The sequence below is a fragment of the Symmachiella macrocystis genome, from assembly GCF_007860075.1.
In the GTDB taxonomy this organism is placed as follows: Bacteria; Planctomycetota; Planctomycetia; order Planctomycetales; family Planctomycetaceae; genus Symmachiella; species Symmachiella macrocystis.
The window spans coordinates 1,655,641-1,679,350 of sequence record NZ_SJPP01000001.1 but is presented as its reverse complement, the minus strand read 5'-3'; the positions used below and the strand labels follow the sequence as shown (position 1 = coordinate 1,679,350).

The 23,710-nt window shown below is 55.8% G+C and carries 18 protein-coding genes; 7 read left to right on the top strand and 11 right to left on the bottom strand.

Annotation, left to right across the window (positions count from 1 at the left end):
- Window positions 1–4: 4 nt before the first annotated feature.
- Together CA54_RS06515 and CA54_RS29170 are read right to left on the bottom strand one after the other, a co-directional pair.
- Entirely contained in the window at window positions 5–1,024 is a 1,020-nt protein-coding gene (locus CA54_RS06515) for a hypothetical protein (RefSeq protein WP_146370008.1), read from the bottom strand.
- A gap of 160 nt (window positions 1,025–1,184) precedes the next feature.
- Window positions 1,185–1,955: a hypothetical protein gene (locus CA54_RS29170; protein WP_197532240.1), complete on the bottom strand. Its 771-nt coding sequence runs from the start codon at window positions 1,953–1,955 to the stop codon at window positions 1,185–1,187.
- Window positions 1,956–2,133: 178 nt separating this feature from the next.
- Between CA54_RS29170 and CA54_RS06505 the strand changes: the two genes are divergently transcribed.
- Window positions 2,134–3,396: a molybdopterin-dependent oxidoreductase gene (locus CA54_RS06505; protein WP_197532239.1), complete on the top strand. Its 1,263-nt coding sequence runs from the start codon at window positions 2,134–2,136 to the stop codon at window positions 3,394–3,396.
- A 20-nt stretch (window positions 3,397–3,416) separates the two neighbouring features.
- Here the strand turns inward: CA54_RS06505 and CA54_RS06500 are convergent, their stop codons facing one another.
- Window positions 3,417–5,192 carry a CocE/NonD family hydrolase gene (locus CA54_RS06500; RefSeq protein WP_231962988.1) on the bottom strand — a complete coding sequence of 592 codons (1,776 nt, stop codon included), beginning with the start codon at window positions 5,190–5,192 and terminating at the stop codon, window positions 3,417–3,419.
- 108 nt (window positions 5,193–5,300) lie between these two features.
- Between CA54_RS06500 and hspQ the strand changes: the two genes are divergently transcribed.
- Complete coding sequence (hspQ, locus tag CA54_RS06495) at window positions 5,301–5,633, top strand: heat shock protein HspQ (RefSeq protein ID WP_146370006.1); 333 nt, start codon at window positions 5,301–5,303, stop codon at window positions 5,631–5,633.
- Window positions 5,634–5,640: 7 nt separating this feature from the next.
- Here hspQ and CA54_RS06490 read toward each other — a convergent pair whose 3' ends face one another.
- Window positions 5,641–6,675 carry a Gfo/Idh/MocA family protein gene (locus tag CA54_RS06490; RefSeq protein WP_146370005.1) on the bottom strand — a complete coding sequence of 345 codons (1,035 nt, stop codon included), beginning with the start codon at window positions 6,673–6,675 and terminating at the stop codon, window positions 5,641–5,643.
- Between the two features lie 827 nt (window positions 6,676–7,502).
- Here CA54_RS06490 and CA54_RS06485 point away from each other — a divergent pair.
- Window positions 7,503–8,840, top strand: coding sequence for an NAD(P)/FAD-dependent oxidoreductase (locus CA54_RS06485; protein ID WP_146370004.1), 1,338 nt, complete (start codon window positions 7,503–7,505; stop codon window positions 8,838–8,840).
- Window positions 8,841–8,868: 28 nt separating this feature from the next.
- Here CA54_RS06485 and CA54_RS06480 read toward each other — a convergent pair whose 3' ends face one another.
- The gene (locus tag CA54_RS06480; protein WP_146370003.1) at window positions 8,869–9,864 is read right to left on the bottom strand and encodes a hypothetical protein; all 996 of its coding nucleotides are present in this window, start codon (window positions 9,862–9,864) and stop codon (window positions 8,869–8,871) included.
- Window positions 9,865–10,135: 271 nt separating this feature from the next.
- Between CA54_RS06480 and CA54_RS06475 the strand changes: the two genes are divergently transcribed.
- Window positions 10,136–10,831: a spermidine synthase gene (locus tag CA54_RS06475; protein ID WP_146370002.1), complete on the top strand. Its 696-nt coding sequence runs from the start codon at window positions 10,136–10,138 to the stop codon at window positions 10,829–10,831.
- Here CA54_RS06475 and CA54_RS06470 read toward each other — a convergent pair.
- From CA54_RS06470 to CA54_RS29165, 4 genes are all read right to left on the bottom strand, one after another.
- A complete protein-coding gene (locus CA54_RS06470; RefSeq protein WP_197532238.1) occupies window positions 10,828–12,267 on the bottom strand; it encodes a sulfatase family protein in 1,440 nt (479 codons plus the stop codon). The genes CA54_RS06475 and CA54_RS06470 overlap by 4 nt on opposite strands.
- A gap of 25 nt (window positions 12,268–12,292) precedes the next feature.
- A complete protein-coding gene (locus CA54_RS06465) occupies window positions 12,293–13,573 on the bottom strand; it encodes an outer membrane protein assembly factor BamB family protein (RefSeq protein ID WP_146370000.1) in 1,281 nt (426 codons plus the stop codon).
- Window positions 13,574–13,696: 123 nt separating this feature from the next.
- On the bottom strand, window positions 13,697–15,100 hold the full coding sequence (locus CA54_RS06460) for a glycosyltransferase family 87 protein (RefSeq protein WP_146369999.1): 1,404 nt from the start codon (window positions 15,098–15,100) through the stop codon (window positions 13,697–13,699).
- Between the two features lie 271 nt (window positions 15,101–15,371).
- Window positions 15,372–17,219 (bottom strand): glycerophosphodiester phosphodiesterase family protein, encoded by a 1,848-nt coding sequence (locus CA54_RS29165; protein WP_197532237.1) that lies wholly within the window; start codon window positions 17,217–17,219, stop codon window positions 15,372–15,374.
- A 220-nt stretch (window positions 17,220–17,439) separates the two neighbouring features.
- Here CA54_RS29165 and CA54_RS06450 point away from each other — a divergent pair, with 220 nt between their 5' ends.
- Genes CA54_RS06450 through CA54_RS06440 form a run of 3 tightly spaced genes read left to right on the top strand, consistent with a single transcriptional unit; the run spans window position 17,440 to window position 21,736 of the window.
- Window positions 17,440–18,372, top strand: a complete 933-nt coding sequence (locus tag CA54_RS06450; RefSeq protein ID WP_146369998.1) for a prolyl oligopeptidase family serine peptidase — start codon at window positions 17,440–17,442, stop codon at window positions 18,370–18,372.
- A gap of 5 nt (window positions 18,373–18,377) precedes the next feature.
- Complete coding sequence (locus tag CA54_RS06445; protein ID WP_146369997.1) at window positions 18,378–19,295, top strand: phytanoyl-CoA dioxygenase family protein; 918 nt, start codon at window positions 18,378–18,380, stop codon at window positions 19,293–19,295.
- A 41-nt stretch (window positions 19,296–19,336) separates the two neighbouring features.
- Complete coding sequence (locus tag CA54_RS06440; protein ID WP_146369996.1) at window positions 19,337–21,736, top strand: glycoside hydrolase family 20 zincin-like fold domain-containing protein; 2,400 nt, start codon at window positions 19,337–19,339, stop codon at window positions 21,734–21,736.
- 83 nt (window positions 21,737–21,819) lie between these two features.
- On the opposite strand, the gene CA54_RS06435 is transcribed toward CA54_RS06440, so the two are convergent.
- Window positions 21,820–22,278 (bottom strand): hemerythrin domain-containing protein, encoded by a 459-nt coding sequence (locus CA54_RS06435; protein ID WP_197532236.1) that lies wholly within the window; start codon window positions 22,276–22,278, stop codon window positions 21,820–21,822.
- A 294-nt stretch (window positions 22,279–22,572) separates the two neighbouring features.
- Window positions 22,573–23,583 carry a zinc-dependent alcohol dehydrogenase family protein gene (locus CA54_RS06430; RefSeq protein ID WP_146369994.1) on the bottom strand — a complete coding sequence of 337 codons (1,011 nt, stop codon included), beginning with the start codon at window positions 23,581–23,583 and terminating at the stop codon, window positions 22,573–22,575.
- Window positions 23,584–23,710 lie beyond the last annotated feature (127 nt).

The window sequence follows — 23,710 nt, the reverse complement described above, 5'->3', positions numbered from 1 at the left end:
CATCTTACTGGTCTCCAATAATCCGAAAATCCAATTCCTGTGATGGGAAGCCTGCGAACGCGCTGAACGCAAACGAATCCCCTTGAGCGACGATGTACTCGACATCTTTTTCGCGAATCCAAAATCCCCCCGGTGGCGCATCGTCCGGCGGTGTGCCGTGCGCCGCTGCTCCCCAGGAGTTCAACACGTAGTAATATGGCTCGCTGCCAGTCAGGCCGTCGTAACCGATGATGCACATTTGATGATTCCATGTGCCGCGGTGCTCGTTGACGAGTCTTCCGTCGACCTCCCGCGGTTGCATCCGCCCGCCCCAGTCCGAAGCGATCGTCACCGGATATCCATTGCAAACCGCATCCCGCACATCCGCCGCCGAACGAACCGGTGCGACAGTCCGCACGGGAAACTGCTGCGCGAACTGTACGAATTCCTCCGGCGGTCCGCTGCGTCCCCATCTGCGCGCGACGCGACCGTCGTACTCCGGCACCCCTGGATGATCCGCCGGCAAGACGCCAAACCGCCGCGCCCCTTCGGCCGCCCACGCCCCGACCGATCCATCACCCGATATCCGCCCGTTGCCGATCAACACGCGGGAGATGCCGTAAAAATAGGGCGCGAATGAGGGATGAAAATCACTCACCGGCGGGCCGCGGGCAATCTGCACGCATTGCAAATAATCGACCGCATTTTTCGCTCCCCAACTCACGCAATCTCCCACTTGCTGCGCCGTGTTGGGCAAGTGCTGCCCGTCGTTGATTGCTTTGACATAATCCCACAACCGCACGTTGGCCCGCTGATTGTCTTGAGCGGCACCGACAATGCGAAACGTCGGCATCCCCGCCACAAGCGGCCGTGCCGCCCGTACCGCCGCGGGACCGGCCCAACCTTGGCGGACGGATTTGGGCGTGATTGATACGTCGACGTCGACCGACGTGGTGATCGAAATCGTCAGCCCCGCGACCGAAATTCCAATCGCCGCCGCAATTCCCGCCTTCCAGCGCATGCTCAATCCGTTGTTGTGATTCATGAGGCTTGTGTTTCAGCTGTAGGGGCAATTGCTTGAGCAATGGACCGGTGAAAATTTCAGTGGATTCATGCCGGACAGCAGAATGTTCGAATTCTTAAAAAGCTTCGCTGCGCACGACCGCAAGCGGTCGGTTTGGTAGGCGTGCTCTGGTGAGCAGTGTTTATTTGACGGCACGGAGGCCAATCGCGATTTCACGCAAACAGACCGCCCAGTCGCCGGTTTGTGCCAATCGCCCCGCTTTATAAAGTTCTTGCAACTTCAAGCCGATCGCCGTGCCCCACGGGCTCCAGGCGAGCATCGAGGTACCCAGCGCCGCATTATTGGCAGCCAAGATCGCCCGCAGAATTTCTTGCGGTGTCTTGAGCGTCCCTGCGGCGATCGAAGCGGCTACGGCTTCGGCGGCGTCTGCCAAGGCATGCGCCTGTCTCACACGATGGGTCGAGTCGACCAATTGGGCCAAGTCGAACGCCAACTTGGCGATGCGAAACACGCCATCGGGCACAACGTCCGGTGCCGGAGCGGGAGGCGTTGGTGCGGGTGGGGTTGGTGCGGGTGGGGTTGGTGTCGGCGGATTTGGCGAGGGTGGTACGGGAGCGGGATTTGGCTCATCGCCGATCGTCACTGTCCATTGTGCCTGATAAATCCCCTCGGCGTTGCTACACGCCAAAAAAACGTGATATACGCCCGGCACGCTGGCAATGAGGCACTTTCGTCCCTCTTCCAAAACCAAAATCGTCGGCCGCCCGCCGGGCAATTGCGGCGTCACGCTCCAGGCGTAAAAGTCCGCCGCCGATTCTGAAGCATCCAGTACCAGAATATCTCCCGGCACCCCCCCAGTTGGCCCGGTCAGGATGGCTCGTGGCGGAGCCGCCATCGCCTGCGACATCGTCCCGCACGCGCACATCACCACGACTCGGACTATCAATCGCATGTCAGACCTTATAGCACGATGAGTTTTTTACTAGATGCCTCACTCTATGCGGCTGAGGTTGCGCGGCGCTTGACCGCTATGGCCCAATGATGGACGTCGGCGCGCATCGCATGGTATGATTTGTACACAACCATTCCGTGCTCGCGTTCCATCCCCTCTCCGCGTAAGGCATAGCGATATGAAACCGCTGCCCCACGATTTTCTCGCTCAGCACACCCACCTCACACGGCGGTTTTTCCTCCGCAGCGGCGCCGCCGGTTTGGCGGCGATGAGCACGCTACCGCTCTTCGCCGAGGCCGCCAAACGTGACCCCGCGCTGCAACAAGTGATCGATAATCTCGAACCGTGGCTGACGAAGCCGGATGAGTTCCAGGACGTCTCCCGCGGAAATCCGCAACCACACTCCCTCGACGAAGCCCGCCGTAAAGAGGTCGGGCTGACGCGCGACACATGGTCGTTGGAAGTCGTGAGCGATCCCGAAAACAAAGCCCGGCTTCGTAACCCGTTGACGAAAGAAAAAAACACAGCCTTCACGTTCAAAGATCTCATGCAACTGGCCGAGACGCATGCGGTCCGTTTCCCCAAAATTATGACCTGCCTAAACATCGGCTGTCCGTTGGGCAACGGGATTTGGGAAGGTGTGCCGCTGCGGGAAGTGCTCTGGCTAACCAAACCCAGCAAGGATCTCCGTCGTGTCTTTTACGACGGATTCCATAACGACGATCCCAAACAGTTGTTCCGCAGTTCACTGCCGGTCGGCCGCGTGCTCGAGGATATGTACGGTTTGCCGCCGGTGATTCTGTGCTACAAACTCAACGGACAATGGCTCTCGCCCGAGCGCGGCGCGCCGGTGCGGATGGTTGTTCCTGAGGCGTATGGGTTTAAAAGCATCAAATGGTTGTCACACGTGTTTCTGTCAAACCGCGTGAACGCTAACGACACTTACGGTGAAAAAAACAACGACGTAGATAGCCCGCTCAAGACATTCTGCGAAACGATCTCGCTGCCTAAAACCGTCAAACCCGGACAGCCGATACCCGTGACCGGCTATGCGCAAGTCGGCATCTCGGGCCTGAAGAAGGTGCAGGTCTGGGTACAAAACGACGACGAGGAGCGGGTCGCCGGGGATAAGTATTTCACCAAGGCCCCATGGAGCGATGCGGAGATTCTTCCACCACCCAAAGATTGGGGCGGTGATGTCGCCGACAATCGCATCCCGTCGCCCACCCAGGGCTTTGACCCGGATACGGGACAGCCGCGGATGTGGCCCTTGCGGCTTTCCAAAGCCCATTGGGCGGCGCTGTTACCGGGACTGCCGCCCGGGAAGTACACGTTCCGTAGCCGCACAATCGACGACAACGGCGCCGCGCAACCCATGCCCCGGCCGTTTATGAAATCGGGCCGCGCAGCCATTGATCAAGTCGGCTTTAAAGTCGAATAGATTGGCAGGCATGTTCTGAATTATTCAGGCACCGGAGCGATGATGCGGGAGGCGTGTTCGCGGTTGTGGTGGATCGTGTTGACGGCACTCACCGCATCGTCAGGAAATTCGATGGTCAGCGGTTTCCCCGTTTGCGGATTCGGCTCGTACAACGGAGCGCCCGTGCTGGCGATGGTGACGCGGATGCGATGTCCGGCATTGAAAATCTGACTCATCCATCCCACGGGAAACGCGATTTTCGTCACTTCACCGGGTGTCATCAGTGTTTCGTGATCAAAGCCTTCGCGGTACCGCGCCCGCCAAGGATAATCGACGATCAAGATCGAGCGTCCGTCGGGATAGACGTCGCTGATGCGGACGATAAAGTCGGTGTCGCGGGCTGTTGAAGAGACATACAACTCGGCTTGCACACGGCCCGTCCATTCGACCGGTTTCGTCAGCGGTTCGGTGGTGAATGTGCGAACTTCGGCCTGTTCTTCAAAGGGTCGGGCATCGGTCGCGCCGGGAAAACCGCGGCCGGGAATTTGCATGGGGTGCAGCGGGTCGCTGGTGTAACTGGTGGATCCCCCATCAGCGTGCGGTGCCGCAGCCGAGAGCATGCCATCGGTTTGCAAAAACATTTCCACCGGTTGTGCGGGCGGTGGAAAATCTTTAGCTGTTCGCCACACGTTGCCCGGTGCGTCTTCCTCGCCGAGTGAGCCCATCACGTAGTACCGCACTGTTGGATCTTGTTCAACGCCGTTCTCTTCGCCTTTGAGATAATGATTGAACCAGCGGACCATGTGTTCGCGTACCGGCCAAATTGCATTTTTCGGATAAACTAATTGGCCAACGCGATTGCCTTTGTTCAGTCGCCCGTGTAGCCAAGGGCCGACAACCAATTGTTGTTTCCCGCGCGAGTTGGGGCCTCCCTGGTGTTGCCGTCCCTGGAAACTGGCGATCGAGCCTTGATTCATAAAGTCGTACCAACTGCCAATCGTCATGCAGGGGACGTTCATCTTGTCGAAATGCCGCGTGCAATCTTCGGCTTGCCAGTATTCGTCATAGTTCGGATGGGCGAACCACTCGGCCAATAGCCGCGCATTGTCCTGGGGGTCACGGCAAACGCCGGCCATGCCTTTGAATCGTTCCGGCCGTGTTGTGCCGCCGATACGATAGCCTTCTTCAAACAGACTCAAACCAGTATCGGTCATGTATTGGCAAACCAAGTGCGGCGGTTGCGTGACGGCCAAGTAATTCTGTGCATACCCGCCTTGCGAACTCCCGAAGGTCCCAATCTTGCCGGTGCACCAATCTTGGTCGGCCAGCCATTCGCAACTGTCGTATCCGTCTTGTAGTGCGCCCCATTGCAGCGCGCGATAACCGACGTAGGTTCCCTCGGAGAGATGTGTGCCGCGGAAATTGACCAGTGCCACCACAAACCCTTCGCTCGCCAATTCCGCCGCCGCTTTCCGCGTCGACGCTCCCTGCAATCCGCCGTAGCGTTGCTCAAACAGCGCCGGCCAGGGGCCTTTGCCTGCGGGGAAATATAAGTAGGCGGACAGTTTCTTTCCGTCGCGCATGGGGATCATGAGATGTTTTTCATGCACGTCGCCGAGATCGATTTTGTCTTCGGCTGCGCTACTTCCGACGAGCGTCAGTGCCACAAAGGCCGTCGCGAAACCGTAGAGAGACAGGCAGCGAATATTGAGCAGGAGACTTCGTGGATGCATTATAAGGCCAATCTTGCCGACGGGGATGATCAATGAGACGTCTCCCAGCTTAAACCCGGCGACGCATTGCGTCGAGTGAGTCACGGTTGTTTCGCCGATTTCGCGTTTGGCCGTGACATCTCAGCGCCGTTTGCCTATGAAGTACGGCACACGTCCATTCCGCTTCGCAGTGCATGAAAGCCGCCGCCACCCATGATTGCAATCACGCCTCCCCCACGACCGATTTTCGAACCTGGGCAATTGGTACAACATCGGCGATACGGCTATCGCGGCGTGGTTGTGGGTCGCGACGAAGCGTGTCAGGCGGACGCAGCTTGGTATGCCAAAAACCAAACGCAGCCCGACCGCGATCAACCTTGGTATCACGTGCTCGTTCATGGTTCGCTCAGCTGTACGTATGCCGCTGCGGAGAACCTGATGGCCGATCCCAGCGGGCGGCCGATTGATCATCCGATGGTGCCGCACTTTTTCAGTGAGTTCGTCGACGGACATTACGTACGCAATGACGAACCATGGCCGGGATGATGTCTATTCAAACCTGGACTGTGCGGCCCGTTTCTGACGCCTGATAAATTGCGAAAACAGTTTTCAAGGCGCGGAGACTTTCCGCATTGCTGATCGGTGGGTCAGTCATTTCGGCGCACGCTTTGATAGCGGCGTCGACGAACGGCGTATACCCACGGGGCTGCTTCGAGCCTTGCCACGTCTGCACTTCGCCCGCATGCGCGCCCTTGGCGGTATACCATGTGAGCGGTTCGTCTTTCATCGACTCCAGATGCAACCAGCCGCCCGTACCCCAGATTTTTATATGTGAGTTATACCCCTTGTCGAGGTAATACCCCGAGGTCAGCGTGCCGAGTGTTCCGTTGTCAAACTTCAGAGCCGCAGCGGCGGAGTCCTCTACATTGATCGGTTGCCCACCGACATTTGCCGTAAAACCGGCGACTTCAGTAACGCTGGATTGCGTGATGTTCATGGCCAAGTCGAGCCAATGAATGCCCAACCAAATCAAATGCCCCCCGCCCGCGCGATCTTTGTCGGCAAACCATTGTTGCTGATACGATTCGCGCGTCAGCCGGGTTTGGTCGGCAACCAGATGCATTTCCATCCCATAGATTTTGCCGATGACCCCATTGGCGATCATCCGTCGCGCTGCGGCGATTTCGGGATTCAATCGATTGGCCAATGCCAGCATCAGATTTCGATGCCCGCTGTCCGCCTTGTGCACGAGTGGTTCGAAATCTTCCACACGGACACAGGACGGTTTTTCCGCAAACACGTGGCAATCCGCTTCGAGGGCGGCGTCGATCACCGGGGGCGCTAGTTTGGCTTCCATCGTCACCAACACCATTTCGGGGTGTTCACTTTCCAGTAGCGTGTTGTGGTCGGGATAGACCTGCGTGAGTTTGTCCCCAAGAACTTTGCGCGCCTCTTTTTCCCAACGTCCACTTGGATCGGCCAGGACCACTTCGTCGCACGCAGCGGAATTGGCTAACGCACTCAAATAAGCAGTGACATGCGCACCTTGGGCATGCGTGAGAAGTCCGACTTTAATGGCTTGGGGCATTATGAATTGCCTTTGGCTGTTGGCTTATCAAACGGGTAGACCGGGAGGGCGAAGCTCCTGCTGAGCCGCGTCTTAGAAAAACTCATGCAAAGGCGCTATGTGCTGAGCGCGACGGAACCGCAATCAAGCATGTCCGTTATGATCTTAGCCACAGATTGATCACAGATGAAACACAGATTGTTGGGCGTAGATTTCAAAATCCCTAAACGACCGTTTGCGGTCGCACTATGCGATCCGTGACGGACAACGCGCTGGCGTATCTTTGGATAGGCTATAAATGGCTTTTTAGCTGGAGGATGATTTGCCAGAGCAAGCCTACCTGCAATGATCAATGGAGGCCTCAATATGGATTTCACGCACCGCACGCAAAGTTTGACAATTAGTAGAGCGGATGAATCAATGAGAGCCTAGCAAGTTGACGGCGAGCTTTGCTCCTTAGCGTGATGTCTTCGCTCGTTATGAGTCTTTCGTCCTGCTGGGAATGCGTGAACCTCGCGCGTTGCATGGCATTTTCTCAGCATAGCGGCCGACAGGGTTGGCCGCAAATCTCGCGCGCCTATCTTAAAAAATGTGTCCACCGGGACGCCGTGGTCGTCTCTCCGGGGCACGGTTTTGTCTCATAACATCTCACTTGCGCTGTTTAGAGACGAGGAGGGACGTTGGCGTACGTTTTTCCTATTAAGATGACGTTTCGCAGCAAAAATCACGGTGTCAGCACCGCTGACAAGTCGATACACTCCCGCCGCCGCACCACTGCGCGCACTTCATGCCGTCACCTACGTTGACGAGAGACCGATTGCCAGGCAGATTTTGAAGGAATTGACCGGATGAGTACGCAACATGATGTTGTGATCATAGGCGCAGGCCCCGCAGGAAGCACGGCCGCCACGATTATGGCCCAAAAAGGCCTGGATGTCGTCGTCATTGAGCGAGAACACTTTCCTCGATTTCATATTGGCGAATCACTCTTGCCGGCCTCAGTCCGCATCTTTGAACGGCTGGGCGTACACGAACCCATTCGCAAAGCGTTTGTGCACAAGCCGGGCGGAAAATGGCTGTACGGGTCGATCGAGGTGGCCGGCGATTTCAATAAATCGGATCGCAAAGCGAGTTTCAAAGACCATCCCTACTCCTACCTTGTCGAACGTTCGATCTTCGATCAGATTCTGATTCAGCGTTCCGTGGAGTGCGGCGCGGACGTCCGCTTTGGGACTGAAGTCAACGAAGTCATTACGGAAAACGACCGCATAGTCGGCGTGAAATGTCGCGACGAAGAGGGAGACACCGCCGAACTCCGCGCTCGGCTCGTGATCGACGCCACCGGTTTGCGAGCCTTGATCCCGTCGAAACTGGGGCTGCGTGAAGTTACCCAACCGCAGCGGATGGGGATGTATTGCCAATACGCCGCCCGTCCGACGCGCGACGATGTCCAAGCAGGTTGGTTTGTGGGACAGATGTTTTACGACGGTTGGACATGGTTGTTGCGTCTGCCGGAAGATCGGTTTTCGGTCGGCGTGGTGATGACAGTAGATCGCTTCCAAAAATCCCGCCTGTCACCGACCGATTTGCTGGAAAAAATGGTGCAAGAAAATGACCTGCTCAACCATGGGATGACGCTCGACCGTCAACGGATTTCGGACGTGATGGTCACCGGCAACATGGCTAGCAGCTCTCAAAATCTAGCGGGAGACGGATGGGTAGCTGTCGGAGACGCGGCCTATTTTATCGATCCTTGCTACTCATCCGGTGTGCATTTGGCGATGAAGTCAGCCGAAATGGTCGCCGACATCGTTAGTACTCAAACGGCCACAGAAAAGATTTCGAGCGCCGCCTTTGATGGTTACCAAAAAGAAATGCGTTCGCACGAAAAATCGGTGCATCACATGGTCGACGCATTTTATATCGCCAGTCGCAACACGTCGGTGCAAAAAATGGTGACCACCTTTCAAGGAGGCTACCTCAATCGCCGCTTTGTGACGTTTGTCGGTGGCGATTTTCTGACGAACTCACGCATGATCCGCAACGTGCATCAGATTTCCAAAGTCGTGAAGTCGATCTTCGGAAACAACGCCGCCAAAAGCCCGGAAAACTCGCCGTTGTATTTAATCGACCCCGCTTTGAATCAGGACCAAGACGGCCGCGATTCGAACAAGAAGGCCGCTTGAGTCGTCGGGTGAGGTGGAACGCTCCGGACTACGATTTGCAATACGCGAATTGGCACGGAGGCCAACCTTCGCTGGAATTGTTCACAGATAAGCTTGTGATCAACCCTGTTGCGTCTTCCGCAAAGCAGACCACGTGCGGCCAAGCTGCCACATAGAATTCGTTCCTCGCTTGAGGGATAAGTCGCACTTGGCGAAAGCAGCCGAACGGGCCGCTCTGGATATCAAAGGTGGGCTGATCGACCGTTGCTACAAGTGAATCGCCGTGCGGCCGGAGCCGAAACGTAGTCGCTGATCGATCCTCAAGCATTTGGTAATCTCCGGCAAAACGTTCTAGGTGGTTCGCGGCGGAGACAGATTCTGACCGAGGAATGCCCACGTCATCGAGCACCTCGGCATATCGCGTTTTCCAGTCGTCATGCGAAACGCGCTGCCTTAGTTTTTTGAATCCAATCCGAGCAAATACACGATTTGAAATTTCGTCAAATTCCTTCCAAAATTTGATGAATCCAGCATAGCCTGTAAGGCCAGTAGAGCGCGAATAGGGGTATTGGTCGTGGGCAGCAGTCCATAATTCCATTAGACGTTGGCCGCGGGACTCGACCACATCACGAAAGTTTGACTCGATGTCGCGCGGTGTGAGGTAGATCAAAACGGGATTGAGTGCAGTGATCACCTTTTCAATACGCAGGACGAGATCCACAATCAAATCCCGGTCACAATCGTAAATTAACAGCGACCGTACATGATTTTGAAGCACCGCCGCATCAATGACAGCCACGTCATTCCCGCTACCCAGTTCCCGCACAAATCGCTGCCAACTCAACACAACTTCGTCGCAGTAGTTTGACCAAGATCGGTGGCGCTGCGGTTCATAAAACAAACGCACTGGATGCGTGCCGCTTTCTTCATGATACCATTCGACAGGTTGTCCGTCGCTGCGCAATTGTCGAAAGATAAACTGGGATAGCGTCGACTTGCCGGTGCCCGGCATGCCATCAACAAGTATGATTCGTCTCTCCCGCACAGCATCTCCTTGTTTTTTAAGTGATCGATGCTTGGAGCGATGTGATTGTACAATTTCTAATTGGTGTGTGAGAACTGAGCACCTGGAGTTGTTGAGTCTTCTTCGGATCACATTGTTTTTCGTACTAAGCGAGAATCATGCGTCGCGACGCACCCTACGGTTGCGGCCAATTCTTGTGATTTGGTGGGCGATGTTCTTTTTATCAGTGCTGCTGTACAATGTGCGTTGACGCCGGTTCGTTTCATTCCCCCCCCCTAAGATTGGTTCTTTCGTGGCCACTCCGCAGTTCGAGATCCTCGCTTACGAGCCGACTGAGTTGGGCATGTTGTGTTTGCGGCGTCGTGAATTGTTGTGCGAACCGGGGACCATTGTCACGGAAGTGACGCTCAATCACGAATTTCTGATGAGCAGTTATCTGACCGCTTCGGAACGTGCGTTGTCGGAAATTGCGTTGCGGATGCATGCCGGATCGGAACTGCATGTCTTGGTTGGCGGCCTCGGTTTGGGGTATACGGCGCGAGCGGCGCTGGGGTCTCCGCGTGTGGCGAGTTGCGAGGTCATTGAGTTTCTTCCGCAGGTGATCGGTTGGCTGGAGCAAGGACTGGTGCCGTTGTCGGACGAATTGAACGGCGAAGACCGCTTGCAGATTACGCGCGGCGACGTCTATCAATATCTCGCCGCTGCTCCACCGCGAAAGTATGACCTGATTCTGATTGACGTGGATCACTCGCCCGAGGAAAATCTGGGGACGGCCAACGGCGATTTCTACACGGCCCAGGGGTTACGGTTAGCGAAGCAGCATCTCGCTGAAGGGGGGCTGCTGGGGGTTTGGTCGTATGCCGAAGACTCCCCGTTTTCCGAAGCGCTGCGCGCGTTGTTTCGTGAAGTGCACATCGAACCGGTGACCGTTTTCAATAACCTCATCGATGTCGAACAGACCGATTGGTTGTTCTTTGCCCGCGACTAACGATTCACCTTGCGTTGCGTGACGTCGCTGTCATCTCCCGGCGGCCACCATTCGTCCAGCCGTTGGGTCATGCGTGCGATCCGCTCGGTTTGATCCGCTTGATCGATTAGGTTGTTTTGCTCAGCCGGATCATGTTTCAGATCAAAGAGGCTTTTCTTGACCGGGTTTTTAGTGGGGCCGGGGAGTAACAGTTTGTAGTCCCCCCAACGAATCCAGCGACCGCGCACGTGCTGCGAGGGCGCGCCGAGGCTCTGCGCGTCATTGGGATAGATCGCCCCAAACGCCGGTTGATCGGCGAGTGTTTCGTCGCCTCTGGCCGACGGTAGCAGGTTTCGGCCGCGCATGCGTGGTGTGATCTCCGCGGACAATCCCGCTGCTGCCAGAATTGTTGGGACAAGATCAACCGTACTGACCAATTGCGGGTGCTCCGCCGGTTTGATTGTTTTTGGCCAGCAAAGCAAGATCGGCGTGCGCAGACCGTCTTCAAAGGGGGACAATTTGGAGCGTCGATTCTGCCGTGTCGGGGCACGCTCATCCGGACGGAAACCGTTGTCCGAAGCGAACACGATTAAGGTGTCATCCAGGATGTCGTGTTGCGAAAGAAATCCCATCAGCTGCCCCACGGTCTCATCGAATCTCGCAATCTCCGCATAATAGGGCCGCAGGTGTTTCGGAATATCGCGGCCCTTATACAAGTCGTGGAAACGCTGCGGCGCGTCGAACGGTGTGTGCGGTAGAAAAGGGGCGTACCAGACAAAAAATGGTATCTTGCCGGCGTATTCCTCAATGAAGCTTTCAATCGGTTGCATCGTTTCGCGACCGATGACCAGCCCGGCGTCTCCGTTGCCGTGCGCCACCCATTCGCCGTTGGCTTGCTCGCGGGTGCCGGTGACGTGGCCCAGTCGTTTCGCCGGCAGGCCCCGTGTCATACCGTGCGTGAAACCAGCGGTTTGATAACTCCCCTCCCAATGCTTTCCCGTTTGCAGGCAAGCATATCCGTGTTGTGCCAAGATGCGCGGCAGCGTGGGAACGTTTTGGATTAGATAGTCCGTCGTTGCCCGCGCTTGGTGGTACTCATCTGCCGTCATCGTTTTTTGCATCGTCCTCAATCCCGGTGGCGGGTGATTGAAGTGGATGCCGTGTTGATGCGGATAGAGTCCGGTCAAAATTGTTGCCAACGACGGTCGGCAAACGCTCATGGGGACATAGCCATTGGGATACCGCGCCGAAGCGGCCGCCAACTGATCGATCTGCGGCGTGTGCACCAACGGATTGCCGGTAAAACCAAAGTCGCGATACGACTGGTCGTCGGCGAGAATCACCACAATGTTCGGACGTTCCGCCGCGCAACTTGTTAGCGGCGTTTTCACGAAGATCGTAAGCGCAATCACCGTCACCCAGAGGAAGAACGGCGAGAGCATCAGTCGTCTGTTCATCGTCAATCCTCCGGGCTCGGTACGACTATTTTTCAGTGGGCGGTTCCGCAATGCCGAACAACGAACCGTCGGTACGGATGAAAATGCGGCCGTCGGCGATGGCGGGTGTCGCATTGGTGGAATCGTCCAATTTGTTGACGGCGACCCCGATGTACTTCTCTTCACTCGGCTTAAAGACTAACGTCGTTCCCTTTTTGTTTGTCAGGTACAGCAAGCCGCCGGCACCGGCGATTGATCCCCAACTGGGGCCTTTGCCGCGATGACTCCAAAGGATCTTACCCGTTTTGGGATCGATGCATTGAATGGCAGCGCCATCGGCGTTGGGACGATAGAGATAGCCGTCGATAGCAACGCCGGTGCCAATGCTTTGCGGGCTGTTTTCATTGCGATACAGCCGGTGGGTTTCCGTCACGTCCCCCGTGCCGCCCAAGCGGATGGCCATTGTTGGTCCGCGATATCCACCTGTAATAAAACACAGCGGCCCCACGATGACCGGTGATGAATACGCCAAACTCCCGCGATCATGGGCCATGCCGTCACAGGTCCAGATGATCTCGCCCGACTGCGGATCATAAGCGTTCACCCGTGTGGGCATCGCACAGATGATTTGCGATTTGCCATCGACTTCGGCGATGACCGGTGTGCACCACGATCCCATCGGATTGCCGTCGTCGCGACGGTTGCCGTCCGCCTCAACCGGTTCAGGTGTCTTCCAGATCTCTTTGCCGTTTGTTGGATCGATAGCGGTGAGAAAGACATCCTTTCCCGGTCCGGCATTGAGCAAGATTTTTCCGTCGTGGAATATCGGTGAAGCACCATAGCCCCACATGTGGCGGAATTTTCCCAGGTTGCGGGACCACAATTCATTGCCGTCCAAGTCATAGCAATACAAACCGGCCGAGCCGTGAAAGACGACCACTCGTTCGCCGTCGGAGGCAGGGGTCGAACCGCAGTAGGGGTTGGTTTTGTGGGTTGGCATTTTCTCATCGATGGTGACGGTCCGCACCCACTGTTGTTTGCCGGTTTTTTGGTCGAAGCAGTACAAGCTCCGCAGCTTCCCCTCTTCGTCCTCGGCGCTCGTCACAAACACACGGCCATCCACAGCAATGGGACTGCCATTTCCCGGCTGTGGAAGTTTGACTTTCCAAGCGATATTGTCCGTGGCGCTCCATTGGGTTGGACCTTGTTCCTTGCCCGATAACCCATCGCCTGCTGGACCGCGAAAAGTCGGCCAATCAGCGGCTAAGCTCGGATGCGTCGCACCAAACAGTACCAAGAATAATGCCGAAGCTATGCAGCGGTACATCGATAAAACTCCTTGACTCGATGAAAGCAGGGATCGCGGAATGCAGGCACGTGCTGCCGCACAACCGTGGGGCGCAGCACGGCAGCGATCATATCATACCGATGGGCATCCCGCATGTGTTGTTCAGGCAGCGTGGGGCAATAACGCCGGCGGAGCCGTTTCATCGTTGGTGGCGAGCGGGTCGGCGGCTGCGATCGATTTGCGGCGTTCCTGATATAAAAACCAGCCGAGCAGCGAAAGCATCAGCATGTAACCAAAAAATGGCGTCCCGATGGCGCGCACGGGGCGGTACCAGTCCCACGGCGGCACGAAGTTCAGCAACCCTAAGCACGCGAAGAGTCCGCCCAAGGCGAAGCGCATTTGGTTGCGGGAATGGGTGCCGTCACGCAGATACCACATCACGACGGTCAGCGGATACATCAGCCACACGCCGTAGTAAAACCAAGAGATGGGCGAAAACACAATCATCATCACCAGTAGCATGGCATACTCAATCGCATCAGTCCGCTGCGTGCGGAATTTCGTCGCCGGCATCACTGCCACAAATCCCAAACAGATTGCCAGTGCCGCGCCGAGAATCACGAAGTTCACAACACGAAAGTCAAGATTTGCCACGTTGACATAGATCAAACGGTACCCGGCGTTCGGGTTACCGGGAACGTAGGGGCGTGGATGGACGGTTAATTTGCGGTCAGCAGGAATCGGCCGCAACAGCCGATTCGCGGTGGCAATCAGCGACGCGTTTTTCCATCGGTAACTTTGCCCGGGACGTTGCGCGATCGTGCCACGGTCGTAACTGAGCACCATTGCGTTGGTCCATGTTCCGAGTTCAGCCACATTGCGCTGGAATCCGCGAAACGGGGCCGGCAGGCAGATCAGTAAAAAGGCCATTGCTACTAAAAACCCGGTGAGGGCTCGGTATTGCCGTCGCCATAATAAATAGACGGCCAGCATCACTGGAAAAGCCTTCACGGCCGTCGCTAAGGCAATCAATGTCCCTGCCCCAAATTGACGACCGGCGCGCAGGCAAATAAATGCCGCAAGCAGCAGCGCCAACAACATCAAATTGGGTTGCCCCAATTGAAACGTGTCATACACGTAAGCAGTCGTTGCCAGCGTCGGTACGAGATAGACGATCACCGGCCGTCCCCAGGCTTTGCCCGTGGCTAAGTAGACGCCCGCGTAAACACAAAAAATCCAACTCACCGCATTGGCGGCTTCCAAGATCAAAATGAAAGGCAGCTTGCCGGCAATGGTGAGCGGCGCAATTAGACACGCGGAGACAGGCGGGTACATAAAATTGAACCGCGGCGATTCGGCCAGCGGATAGATTTCTTCGCCCGCCCACACCTGTTGTCCGACCGTGTACCAAGTGTCGTAATCTTTATTGCGATCCGATGCGGCTCCATAGCGAAGGTGCACACTCACCGGGACGACTGCAAAGCCGATGATGACGCCAATCCATATGGCCCACAACCAACGGTCACTGTGCCCTTTGTGCGATAAGGACTGATGTTGTTCAATCACGCCGCGTTGGCCTTCCGGGGAAGCAAATGCTATTGAAGGTCGAGTTTTTCATGTGGGGCGCGATTGAAATCATCCGACGGCATCAACGTTCTTCGAAACGAGTTCTACCGACAGTCACTCAAAGGTGTCTTACTGTCGAGCAAGAGTATATCGCTCGTGAGAGATTCCGCAAATGCCAATTGGGGAAAGTGGTTACGGCATTTTTTCAATCCCCCAATGCCGACGAAGCGAGCGGCTCGCTTGCCGATTCGTAGTGGTGCAATTTGGCGTTTCATTCCAGTGCGCGGTGGGGATAATCGGTATACAGTCGTTCAACGCCCAGTTCCCGCAACTGTGCCATCCGCTTGGGATCGTTTACCGTCCACGCACCCGCTTCGAGATCGGCCGCTTTGATTTTTTGGACCTTCTCCGCAGTTACACCCGCTTCGTTGATCACCAAAGCGGCAAAGCCATGCGTCTTGGCTGTGCGAATATCGGCCTTGATATCCGTGTTTGCGCCGCGGTCCCAAAAAATCTTCACCGCTGGAGCCAGCCGTTTGGCCTGGGCCATGTATTGTAAATTGCCGTCGTTGAATCCGACCCAGGCTTCCATCTTGAGTTGTTGGACCAGCGCGACCGCGTCGGCGACGCAATCCATTTTAGGCTGAAGGGAAACCCGCGTCCGCCGCTGTTTTTTAACTAAGCGCAGCACATCTTCCAGCAATGGAATCCGTTGCGGTGGACAGTCGGCTAGACTCTTGCCGGTGCGACGTCGAAAATCGGTAGCGACGTCGACCGTGGCGAGTTCTTGATAGGTTGATTCCGCCACGACTCGTTTTTGGTCACCGACACGCGCCGTCGTTTTGTCATGGATCACAACCAACCGGCCGTCCTGGGTGCGGAGAATATCGAGTTCAAGCCAGTCTGCGCCCGCAGCGATACCGCCTTGGAACGCCGGCAGGGTGTTTTCAGGGAAGTTCCCCGAATCTCCGCGGTGAGCGGTCACGCCGTTGTTGAGAAATGTTGGCGATTCAATTTCAGAAGCAAGAATCGACTCACGTTTCTCCTGGAACAACGTGAGCCAAGCAAGCGTTAGTCCCTCGCCAATCGTCGCAGGTGGTTGATATTCTTTGGGCGTTCTGCCCCAATAAAATCCAATCCAACCGGCCGCGTACGGTTTGGAGGCGTCGATGAATCGCCCCAATTGCTGCGCGTCGCACTTCAGCGGGAAAATTTCTTCGATGACGACCGGTTTGCCGACTTTCGCAAATCCTTGAAGAGTTTTGAGGGCTTGGGGATTCTTGCCGGTTTCAGGGTAGAGGTGCACGGCCAGGAAATCGAGATCGTCGGTCACTTGGTCCGGGATGAATCCCGATGTCAGCCCTGGACGATCCAGGCTATTGGGGACCAGCCCCACGGTAATCAAATGCCGCGGGTCCTGTTTGCGTATGGCGGCAACCATGTGGCCGATCCATTTTCGAGCAATCGCCTGCCGTGGCCGGCCGGCTGTTTCCAGTGTAATGAATTGCACAAAATGCTTGCCGGCAAACGCGGGGCCCAGCCAATCGTCCCGTTTCTTTTTACCCCCTGGAACATAAGGCTCGTTCATCAGGTCGTAACAAAACAGGGCGGGGCTCTTCGCGCAGTGTGCGGCAACGGCCTCCCAAAACCGGGCCTGTGCCTGCCAGCGTTGTTGTTCGTTTAATTTATCGTACCAAGCGGGAACATCTTGCTTGTGGTAGCAGCCCAGTCCGGTCACATCGAGGTACAACCTGGTGGTTTCCGCTAATCGCAACAGTTTTTCCAGTTGCCGAAGTGTGTCCAGGTTCGGTGTGTTGGCAGCTGTCATGAACTTACCAAACTGCAGATGCACACGGACGACATTCGCGCCCAGTTGTTTCATTTCCTGAAAGTCATCAGCAACGGTCGCCCAGTCGTCTACCCAGTAGTCCTCAATCAACCGTCCATCACGGTCGTGATCATAGTTGAATCCCCAGGGTACGAACGTGCGGCCCGATTCTGCCAAAACGAAGCCGCGTTGATCGTTGGCCGTGCGGACCCATTCCAGTTCGGTGGCGAGAGCGTGGTTGGTCAAAACCAGCCCTGCAATCAACGACAGAAATACGAGTTTGCGCTGCATGGTTTCATAAACTTGTTATCTAGCACGAACCTGATGTCGCGCGAAAAAGCGACTATCGCACTGTAAAGGGAATAGCAACCGGATTCAATTGGCGGGCGGACCTGATAATTGGCCTTTGCTACGGTATGATTGAATGGATCAGCAGGCGCTTCATTTGTAGGCCGGCTATATATTTCTTCTTAGATATCCGTATTCCAGATTCAATCGTTGAGGACAAGAGATGAGATCGCTACGTCCGTGCGTCCTGTTTTTGATGGCCACGCTGTCCGTCGGATTGCTGTCAGCCGCTGAGAAAGCAAATACCTCGGGATTGACCTTCACCGAGTATGACATCGAAGAGGATCTCGTCTATGGGCATAAAGACGGCTTGGCGCTGACCATGGATGTGCTAACGCCTAAGCAAAATGCCAAGGAGATCGGTGTGATCTTGGTTTCCAGCGGCTCCTGGAAATCAAAAAAATCCGACATTGAGGCAGAGAACATTCGCAAGCGTGACGAGGACCATTGGGCGCAAGGATTGCTTGCCGGCGGCTATACGCTGTTTGTCGTGCGGCACGGTAGCTCGCCGCGATACTATGTGCCGGAGATGGTGGAAGATATGAATCGCAGCGTACGGTACGTGCGGTCGATCGCTAAAGATCACGGCGTTGATCCTAATCAATTGGGAATCACCAGCGGGTCGTCCGGCGGACATTTGTCGCTGATGGCGGCCATGACCGGCGATGATGGAAATGCCGACGCCAAAGATCCGATCGAGCGCGTGAGCAGTCGCGTGCAGTGCGTCGTCGCTTGGTTCCCCCCGACCGACATGGTGAATTGGGGCGCCGAGAAGGGCTATAACGTGATCAAACTGGTTCGCCCGGAAATGTTTCAGCGGATGTTTGGCGAGATCACCGACCTGGAAAAACAACTCCGCGAAATCTCACCGATTTACTTCGCCACCAAACAATCCCCGCCGTTGTTGTTGATTCACGGTGATAGCGACAGGACCGTCCCGCTGCAGCAATCCAAAGTGATGCAAACGAAATATAAAGAACTTGGCTTACCGGTCGAATTGATCGTCGAACCGGGCGGCGGGCATTCGTATTGGCCGGGGATTGCGGCAGAATATCAAGAAGTCTGGAAGTGGTTCGACACCTATTTGAAGAAGTAATCGTTATGTCCACAGCAATGCCTCTTACCAGTCTCGGCGAAACGTTGGATCTTTCCGCCGAGTACTTCGGTTGGTTTGCATCCAGTGCGCAGCTGATTGACGATCCTGCTGCATTACGGATGCAGTTGGCGGAAGAAGGGTACCTGTACCTGCCCGGTTATCTCGACGTTGACCTCGTGACCGCTGCGCGGGAACGGCTGCTTGGTCAATTGGATGAATTGGGGATGGTCGATCGCGCGCATCCGGTTTCTGCAGGGGTCGCCCAACAACCCTGGCAGGGACGCAGTTGTCACGATCTGGTTCAGGAGAATGCGCCGCTGAGGGAATTGCTGTACGCCGGGCGGATGATGGATTTTTATCGGCGGCTGTTTGACGAATCGGTGCGGCATTTCGATTTCACTTGGCTGCGAGCGATCGGCCCGGGGCACGGCACTGCGCCGCACGTCGATTCGGTCTATATGAATCGCGGGTCACAACGGTTATTAACCAGCTGGACACCGTTGATGGAGATCACACCCGCTATCGGCGGACTGACGATCATGCCCGGTTCGCATCGTTTGGACCGCTTGAAAAAACATTACACAGGCGATGTCGACACGTTTTGCACAAATCAACCCGATCGTCCGCCCCAAGATGTCCATGAATGGATCGGCCCGTTGGGGGACGGAAAACTGAGCGGGCATCCTGCGCGGCTACAATCCAAACTGGGTCTCCCTTGGCGAACCGCCGAGCAGTATCGTCCGGGAGACGTCGTGATATTCAACATTTTTACAGTCCATGGCAGTCTCGACAATCACAGTGACCGCATCCGACTCTCGACCGATTCGCGTTACCAGCCGGCCGATGAACCGGCGGACGAACGTTGGATTGGCGAAAACCCGATCGGCCATAACCGTTCCGTCCGCAAGGGGTTGATTTGCTAGCAAGCGACCAACGACGAGAACACCATAGAAAGTTCCCACTTATGAATCACATACAACGAATTGGCCTCCTTGCATTTCTGGGGCTTCTGATATTGGCCGGAAGCGGCGCGCCCTTGGCGGCGGCGGAATGGGTTGACCTGCAGGATGCGGTTGTTGTCGTCCGCGATGGCGATCTTCCTCAAACGGAGCAAACCGCGGCGACGGTGTTGATTGAAGAGATCAAAAAGCGGACTGGTATCAAGTTGCCCCAAACCGATAAATGGCCGGCGGGCAAAACGGTGATTGCGCTCACTTCAAACGCCAATGTCACCGATTGGAAAACACCACTCCCCATGCGGAAGGGTGAGGACCTTCCCGAAACTCAGCCCGAGGGATATCGCATTTCCGTTCAGCAACGTGATGATGCTGCGCCGATTGTCTGGATCCAAGGGGCTGATCCCCGTGGCGTGTTGTTTGGCGTGGGGGCGTTGTTGCGGAATCTGCAATGGGGCCAAGAGACAGCCAAGCTGCCGGCGGATTTGGATATCGCCACCGCACCGGTCTCGCCGATTCGCGGCCATCAGTTGGGGTATCGCGCGACGGCTAACTCTTGGGACGCTTGGACGGAAGCGCAATTCGATCAATATATCCGCGAATTGGCACTGTTCGGCACCAACGCCATCGAGAATATTCCGTTTCAGGATGGGCGGAAAAACTCGATGATGAAATATTCCCGACAGGATATGAATCGCAAATTGAGCGAAATCTGTGCCCGTTACGGACTCGACTATTGGGTCTGGACGCCGGCCGACTTTGATCTCAACGACAAAAAGCTGCGCAGTGAAATGCTCGACAAACACGAGAGGTTGTACCGCGATTGCCAACGGCTTGACGGGGTCTTCTTCCCTGCCGGCGATCCGGGAGACAATCCGCCGGAATTGGTGCTGCCGTTTTTAGAAGAATTGTCCGAGCGTCTCATCGCAATTCATCCCGAGACGCGGATCTGGTTGTCGCTGCAACGCCTGAGCCGCCGCGACGTCGAGTCTATTTTCGATTATATCAAAACGAATAATCCAAAATGGTTGGGCGGGTTGGTCGCTGGGCCTTCCAGTCCGCCGGCACCGCTGATTCGCAATTCACTCCCGCCGCAATACCAGTTTCGCCTGTACCCTGACATCACGCACAACAAACTCTGCCAATACGTCGTCCCGTGGTGGGACCCGGCCTATGCGCTGACGTTGGGCCGTGAAGCGATCAATCCCCGACCGCGGGAATACGCGGAGATTCACAATCGGCTCGCCCCGTATACCGATGGGTTCATCAGCTATTCCGACGGCGTGCACGATGATGTCAACAAGATCGTCTGGAGCATGTTGGGCTGGGATCCCCACCGCGATGTGCGGGAGATTCTGATCGAGTATTGCCGCGTCTTCTTCGATCCAGCGATTGCACCCGCGGCAGCTGATGGGATTTTGGCTCTCGAAAAAAACTGGCAAGGCGCGTTGGCCGATAACGGTGCGGTCGAAGGAACAGTGTTGTATTGGAATGAACTGGAAAAACAGGCTCCGCAGTTGAGCGGCAATTGGCGTTGGCAAATGAATTTGCTGCGGGCAAATTACGACGCCTTCACCCGCCGCCGTTTGATTTATGAAACCGAATTGGAAAATCAAGCAAACGGAATTCTCGCCCAAGCACCCGAAATCGGCACCCAAGCCGCGATGAAACAGGCCTTGGACGTTCTCAATCGCGCTCAGACAGATCCGATCAGTCCGGAATTGCACGCACGGATCGAGGAACTCTGTCAGGATCTTTTTGAATCGATCGCTCTGCAAAGCAGCGTCGAAAAATATAATGCCAGCGGGGCCGAACGCGGGGCGTTCTTGGATTTCGTCGATCATCCGCTGAACAACCGGTGGTGGCTCGAAGACCGTTTTACCGAGATCGCCAAACTACTCAGCGAAGAGGAGCGACTGAAGGAGTTGGAGATCATCCGCACGTGGGAGAACCCCGGCGCCGGCAGCTTTTATGACGATTTGGGAAACATCGCCAAGTCGCCGCGGTTGATCCGTTGGAATCCCGCCGGCACCAATCCCGCGCATGTCATCCGCTCACCCAGCACGACCTATTGGTGGTTGGATAACGGCAAGTCTCGAGCGCGGCCATCGTGGTTGACGACCATGGAAGCCGGTACAAAGGTCGTCTACGAGGGCCTGGATCCCAATGCCAATTACGTGGTTCGCGTTGCGGGATATGGACAGTCCCTGCTCCGCGCCGACGGCCAACGGTTGCCGACATCCCTGGATAAACGGGGGTTGGGAGAATTCAAGGAATTCCCCGTGCCTAAAGAAATGCTCAAGGACCGCAAGTTGACGATTACCTGGGATGCCCCCACCGGTGAAGAGCATCTCAACTGGCGGCAGCAGTCGCGAAACGCTGAAATCTGGTTGTTAAAACAACCGTAAAGAGGAAACCGCCCCGCCGTTGATGGTTGTTTATTCGCCGCTCACTCCCTCACAATCGTGAGCGACAACGTAGGCTCGTGTCGTCAGTTCTGAGAATGATTGTCAACGTCTAGCGTCTCGACAATGATCGCTGCTTCGGTCGATTCGTGGTCGTGCAGCAGATTTAGGAATTGCTCGATGTCGACAAGAACATCCTTCCAACATTGATAGGATTCTCCGCAAGCCTGCAATCGAGAACTGTAGTTGTCTAGTGTGTCGAGAATTTGTTGGTGTTGCCGTTTCAATCGATCTGCCTGCTCGGCCAACTGTGGCGCGCGTTGAATCGCACCGGCCAGATAGCCTCCCCGTTCTTCGAGATCGAAATGTTCTGCGAGATGATCTCGCAGTTCTCGAATGCGGGCTCCCATCTCTTCGTACTGCGGTCCATCACCCAGTTCGTTGACTTCGCTCCAGAATTGTCTCAAGTCGGCAACTCGTTTCGAAATCTCGACATGTTCGCTCGACAACATCCGCAGGAAATCATCGGTTTGCGATGCAGTCATCGTACCCATCCTTCCAGTGCACTGATTCGTGCACATGTAAGCGACCGAGTTTGTATCGATCACAAACTCCTATTACAGCTGGTCAACAAAAGCGCGCGAGGAACCCCCTCACGGGCTTTGGTCCAGGCGTAAAAAAACCTCTACTGTGCAACCGTTGCACGTAGAGGCTGTCATGACCGGAATCGGACCGCCAAGTCATCAGCGGTTTCTTTCTGTCCGTAATTATTCGTGTCGAACGCAAAAATGTCAAGACGAGTGCTGCCTGCAATCCCTCCCCGTAGCGGGCATTGGGCTTCAGTCAATGACGAGGACCTTGGCTCCCTGAATCGGACCATGTTTCAGATCCAGCAAAGCACGATTTGCGTCTTCCAGGCGGTAAGGTTCGACCGTGGGGCGAATCGGAATCTCGGCGGCGATTTTCAGGAATTCGGCAATATCAAAATGCGTGACGTTGGCGACAGTCTTGATTTCGCGTTCCATCCACAAATGGTCGTGGTAACTCAGGTCTAGGAGCGACTTCTTGTCCGTCTCCTCTTTACGAATCGCATTAATCACCAGCCGTCCTGCCGGGGCGAGGTTCCTTAAGGCCTCGACCACCGGTTTCCAGACCGGTGTGGTGTCGATAATCGCGTCAAGGCTTTCCGGCGACCGATCCGTTGTGTCCCCCACCCAGGTGGCTCCCAATTCCAAGGCGAATCGTCGCGCGCTTTCATCACGCGCAAAGACCGACACTCGACTATCAGGATACAAGTGCCGCGCAAGTTGAATCACGATGTGTGCTGAGCCGCCAAAACCGGTTAATCCCAGAGATTGGCCATTCTGGAGTTGGGTGAGTTTTAAGGCGCGATAACCGACCGCACCCGCACAGAGCAGTGGGGCAGCTTCGGCGTCGGTGAAGATATCTGGAATGCGATAGGCGTACTGCTCCCCGACCGTCAAATATTCCGCATAGCCGCCGTTCACGTCTCGGCCCGTTGCTCGAAAATCGACGCTGAGGTTCTCATCAGCAGCGCCTGTCGAAGAATGAATCCAACCCACGCCGACGCGGTCACCGATTTGCAGTTGGCTGACTTCCGCCCCAAGGCGTTCCACACGACCAATCACCTCATGGCCGGGGACCACCGGGAATTGCGGGGGTGCGGTGCGTCCTTCGATCTCGTCCAATTCGGTATGGCAGACTCCGCATGCGGCAACCCGGATTAAAACCTCACCGGGCCCCGGGATGGGGATGGGAATATCTGCCAGGACGAGCGGTTCCTGCGTGTCATGCAGCGAGACAATTTGTTGAAGAAGCATGGCTTTCATCGCGGCGGCTCCTTGAGGTCTCAACGGACTTCGTAGGACGATCATTCATGGTTCTGTTCTTCGTACTCTTCATCAACGTCCCAAGACGTCCGTGTATGCAACGTTGCTTATCCTGGATGTCTCCGCT

Bases quoted from the DNA above. Each gene is read 5' to 3' on its own strand.
- CA54_RS06515 (WP_146370008.1), bottom strand. From the start codon at position 1,024: ATGAATCACAACAACGGATTGAGCATGCGCTGGAAGGCGGGAATTGCG.
- CA54_RS29170 (WP_197532240.1), bottom strand. From the start codon at position 1,955: ATGCGATTGATAGTCCGAGTCGTGGTGATGTGCGCGTGCGGGACGATG.
- CA54_RS06505 (WP_197532239.1), top strand. From the start codon at position 2,134: ATGAAACCGCTGCCCCACGATTTTCTCGCTCAGCACACCCACCTCACA.
- hspQ (WP_146370006.1), top strand. From the start codon at position 5,301: ATGATTGCAATCACGCCTCCCCCACGACCGATTTTCGAACCTGGGCAA.
- CA54_RS06490 (WP_146370005.1), bottom strand. From the start codon at position 6,675: ATGCCCCAAGCCATTAAAGTCGGACTTCTCACGCATGCCCAAGGTGCG.
- CA54_RS06485 (WP_146370004.1), top strand. From the start codon at position 7,503: ATGAGTACGCAACATGATGTTGTGATCATAGGCGCAGGCCCCGCAGGA.
- CA54_RS06470 (WP_197532238.1), bottom strand. From the start codon at position 12,267: ATGAACAGACGACTGATGCTCTCGCCGTTCTTCCTCTGGGTGACGGTG.
- CA54_RS06465 (WP_146370000.1), bottom strand. From the start codon at position 13,573: ATGTACCGCTGCATAGCTTCGGCATTATTCTTGGTACTGTTTGGTGCG.
- CA54_RS29165 (WP_197532237.1), bottom strand. From the start codon at position 17,219: ATGCAGCGCAAACTCGTATTTCTGTCGTTGATTGCAGGGCTGGTTTTG.
- CA54_RS06450 (WP_146369998.1), top strand. From the start codon at position 17,440: ATGAGATCGCTACGTCCGTGCGTCCTGTTTTTGATGGCCACGCTGTCC.
- CA54_RS06445 (WP_146369997.1), top strand. From the start codon at position 18,378: ATGTCCACAGCAATGCCTCTTACCAGTCTCGGCGAAACGTTGGATCTT.
- CA54_RS06440 (WP_146369996.1), top strand. From the start codon at position 19,337: ATGAATCACATACAACGAATTGGCCTCCTTGCATTTCTGGGGCTTCTG.
- CA54_RS06435 (WP_197532236.1), bottom strand. From the start codon at position 22,278: ATGACTGCATCGCAAACCGATGATTTCCTGCGGATGTTGTCGAGCGAA.
- CA54_RS06430 (WP_146369994.1), bottom strand. From the start codon at position 23,583: ATGAAAGCCATGCTTCTTCAACAAATTGTCTCGCTGCATGACACGCAG.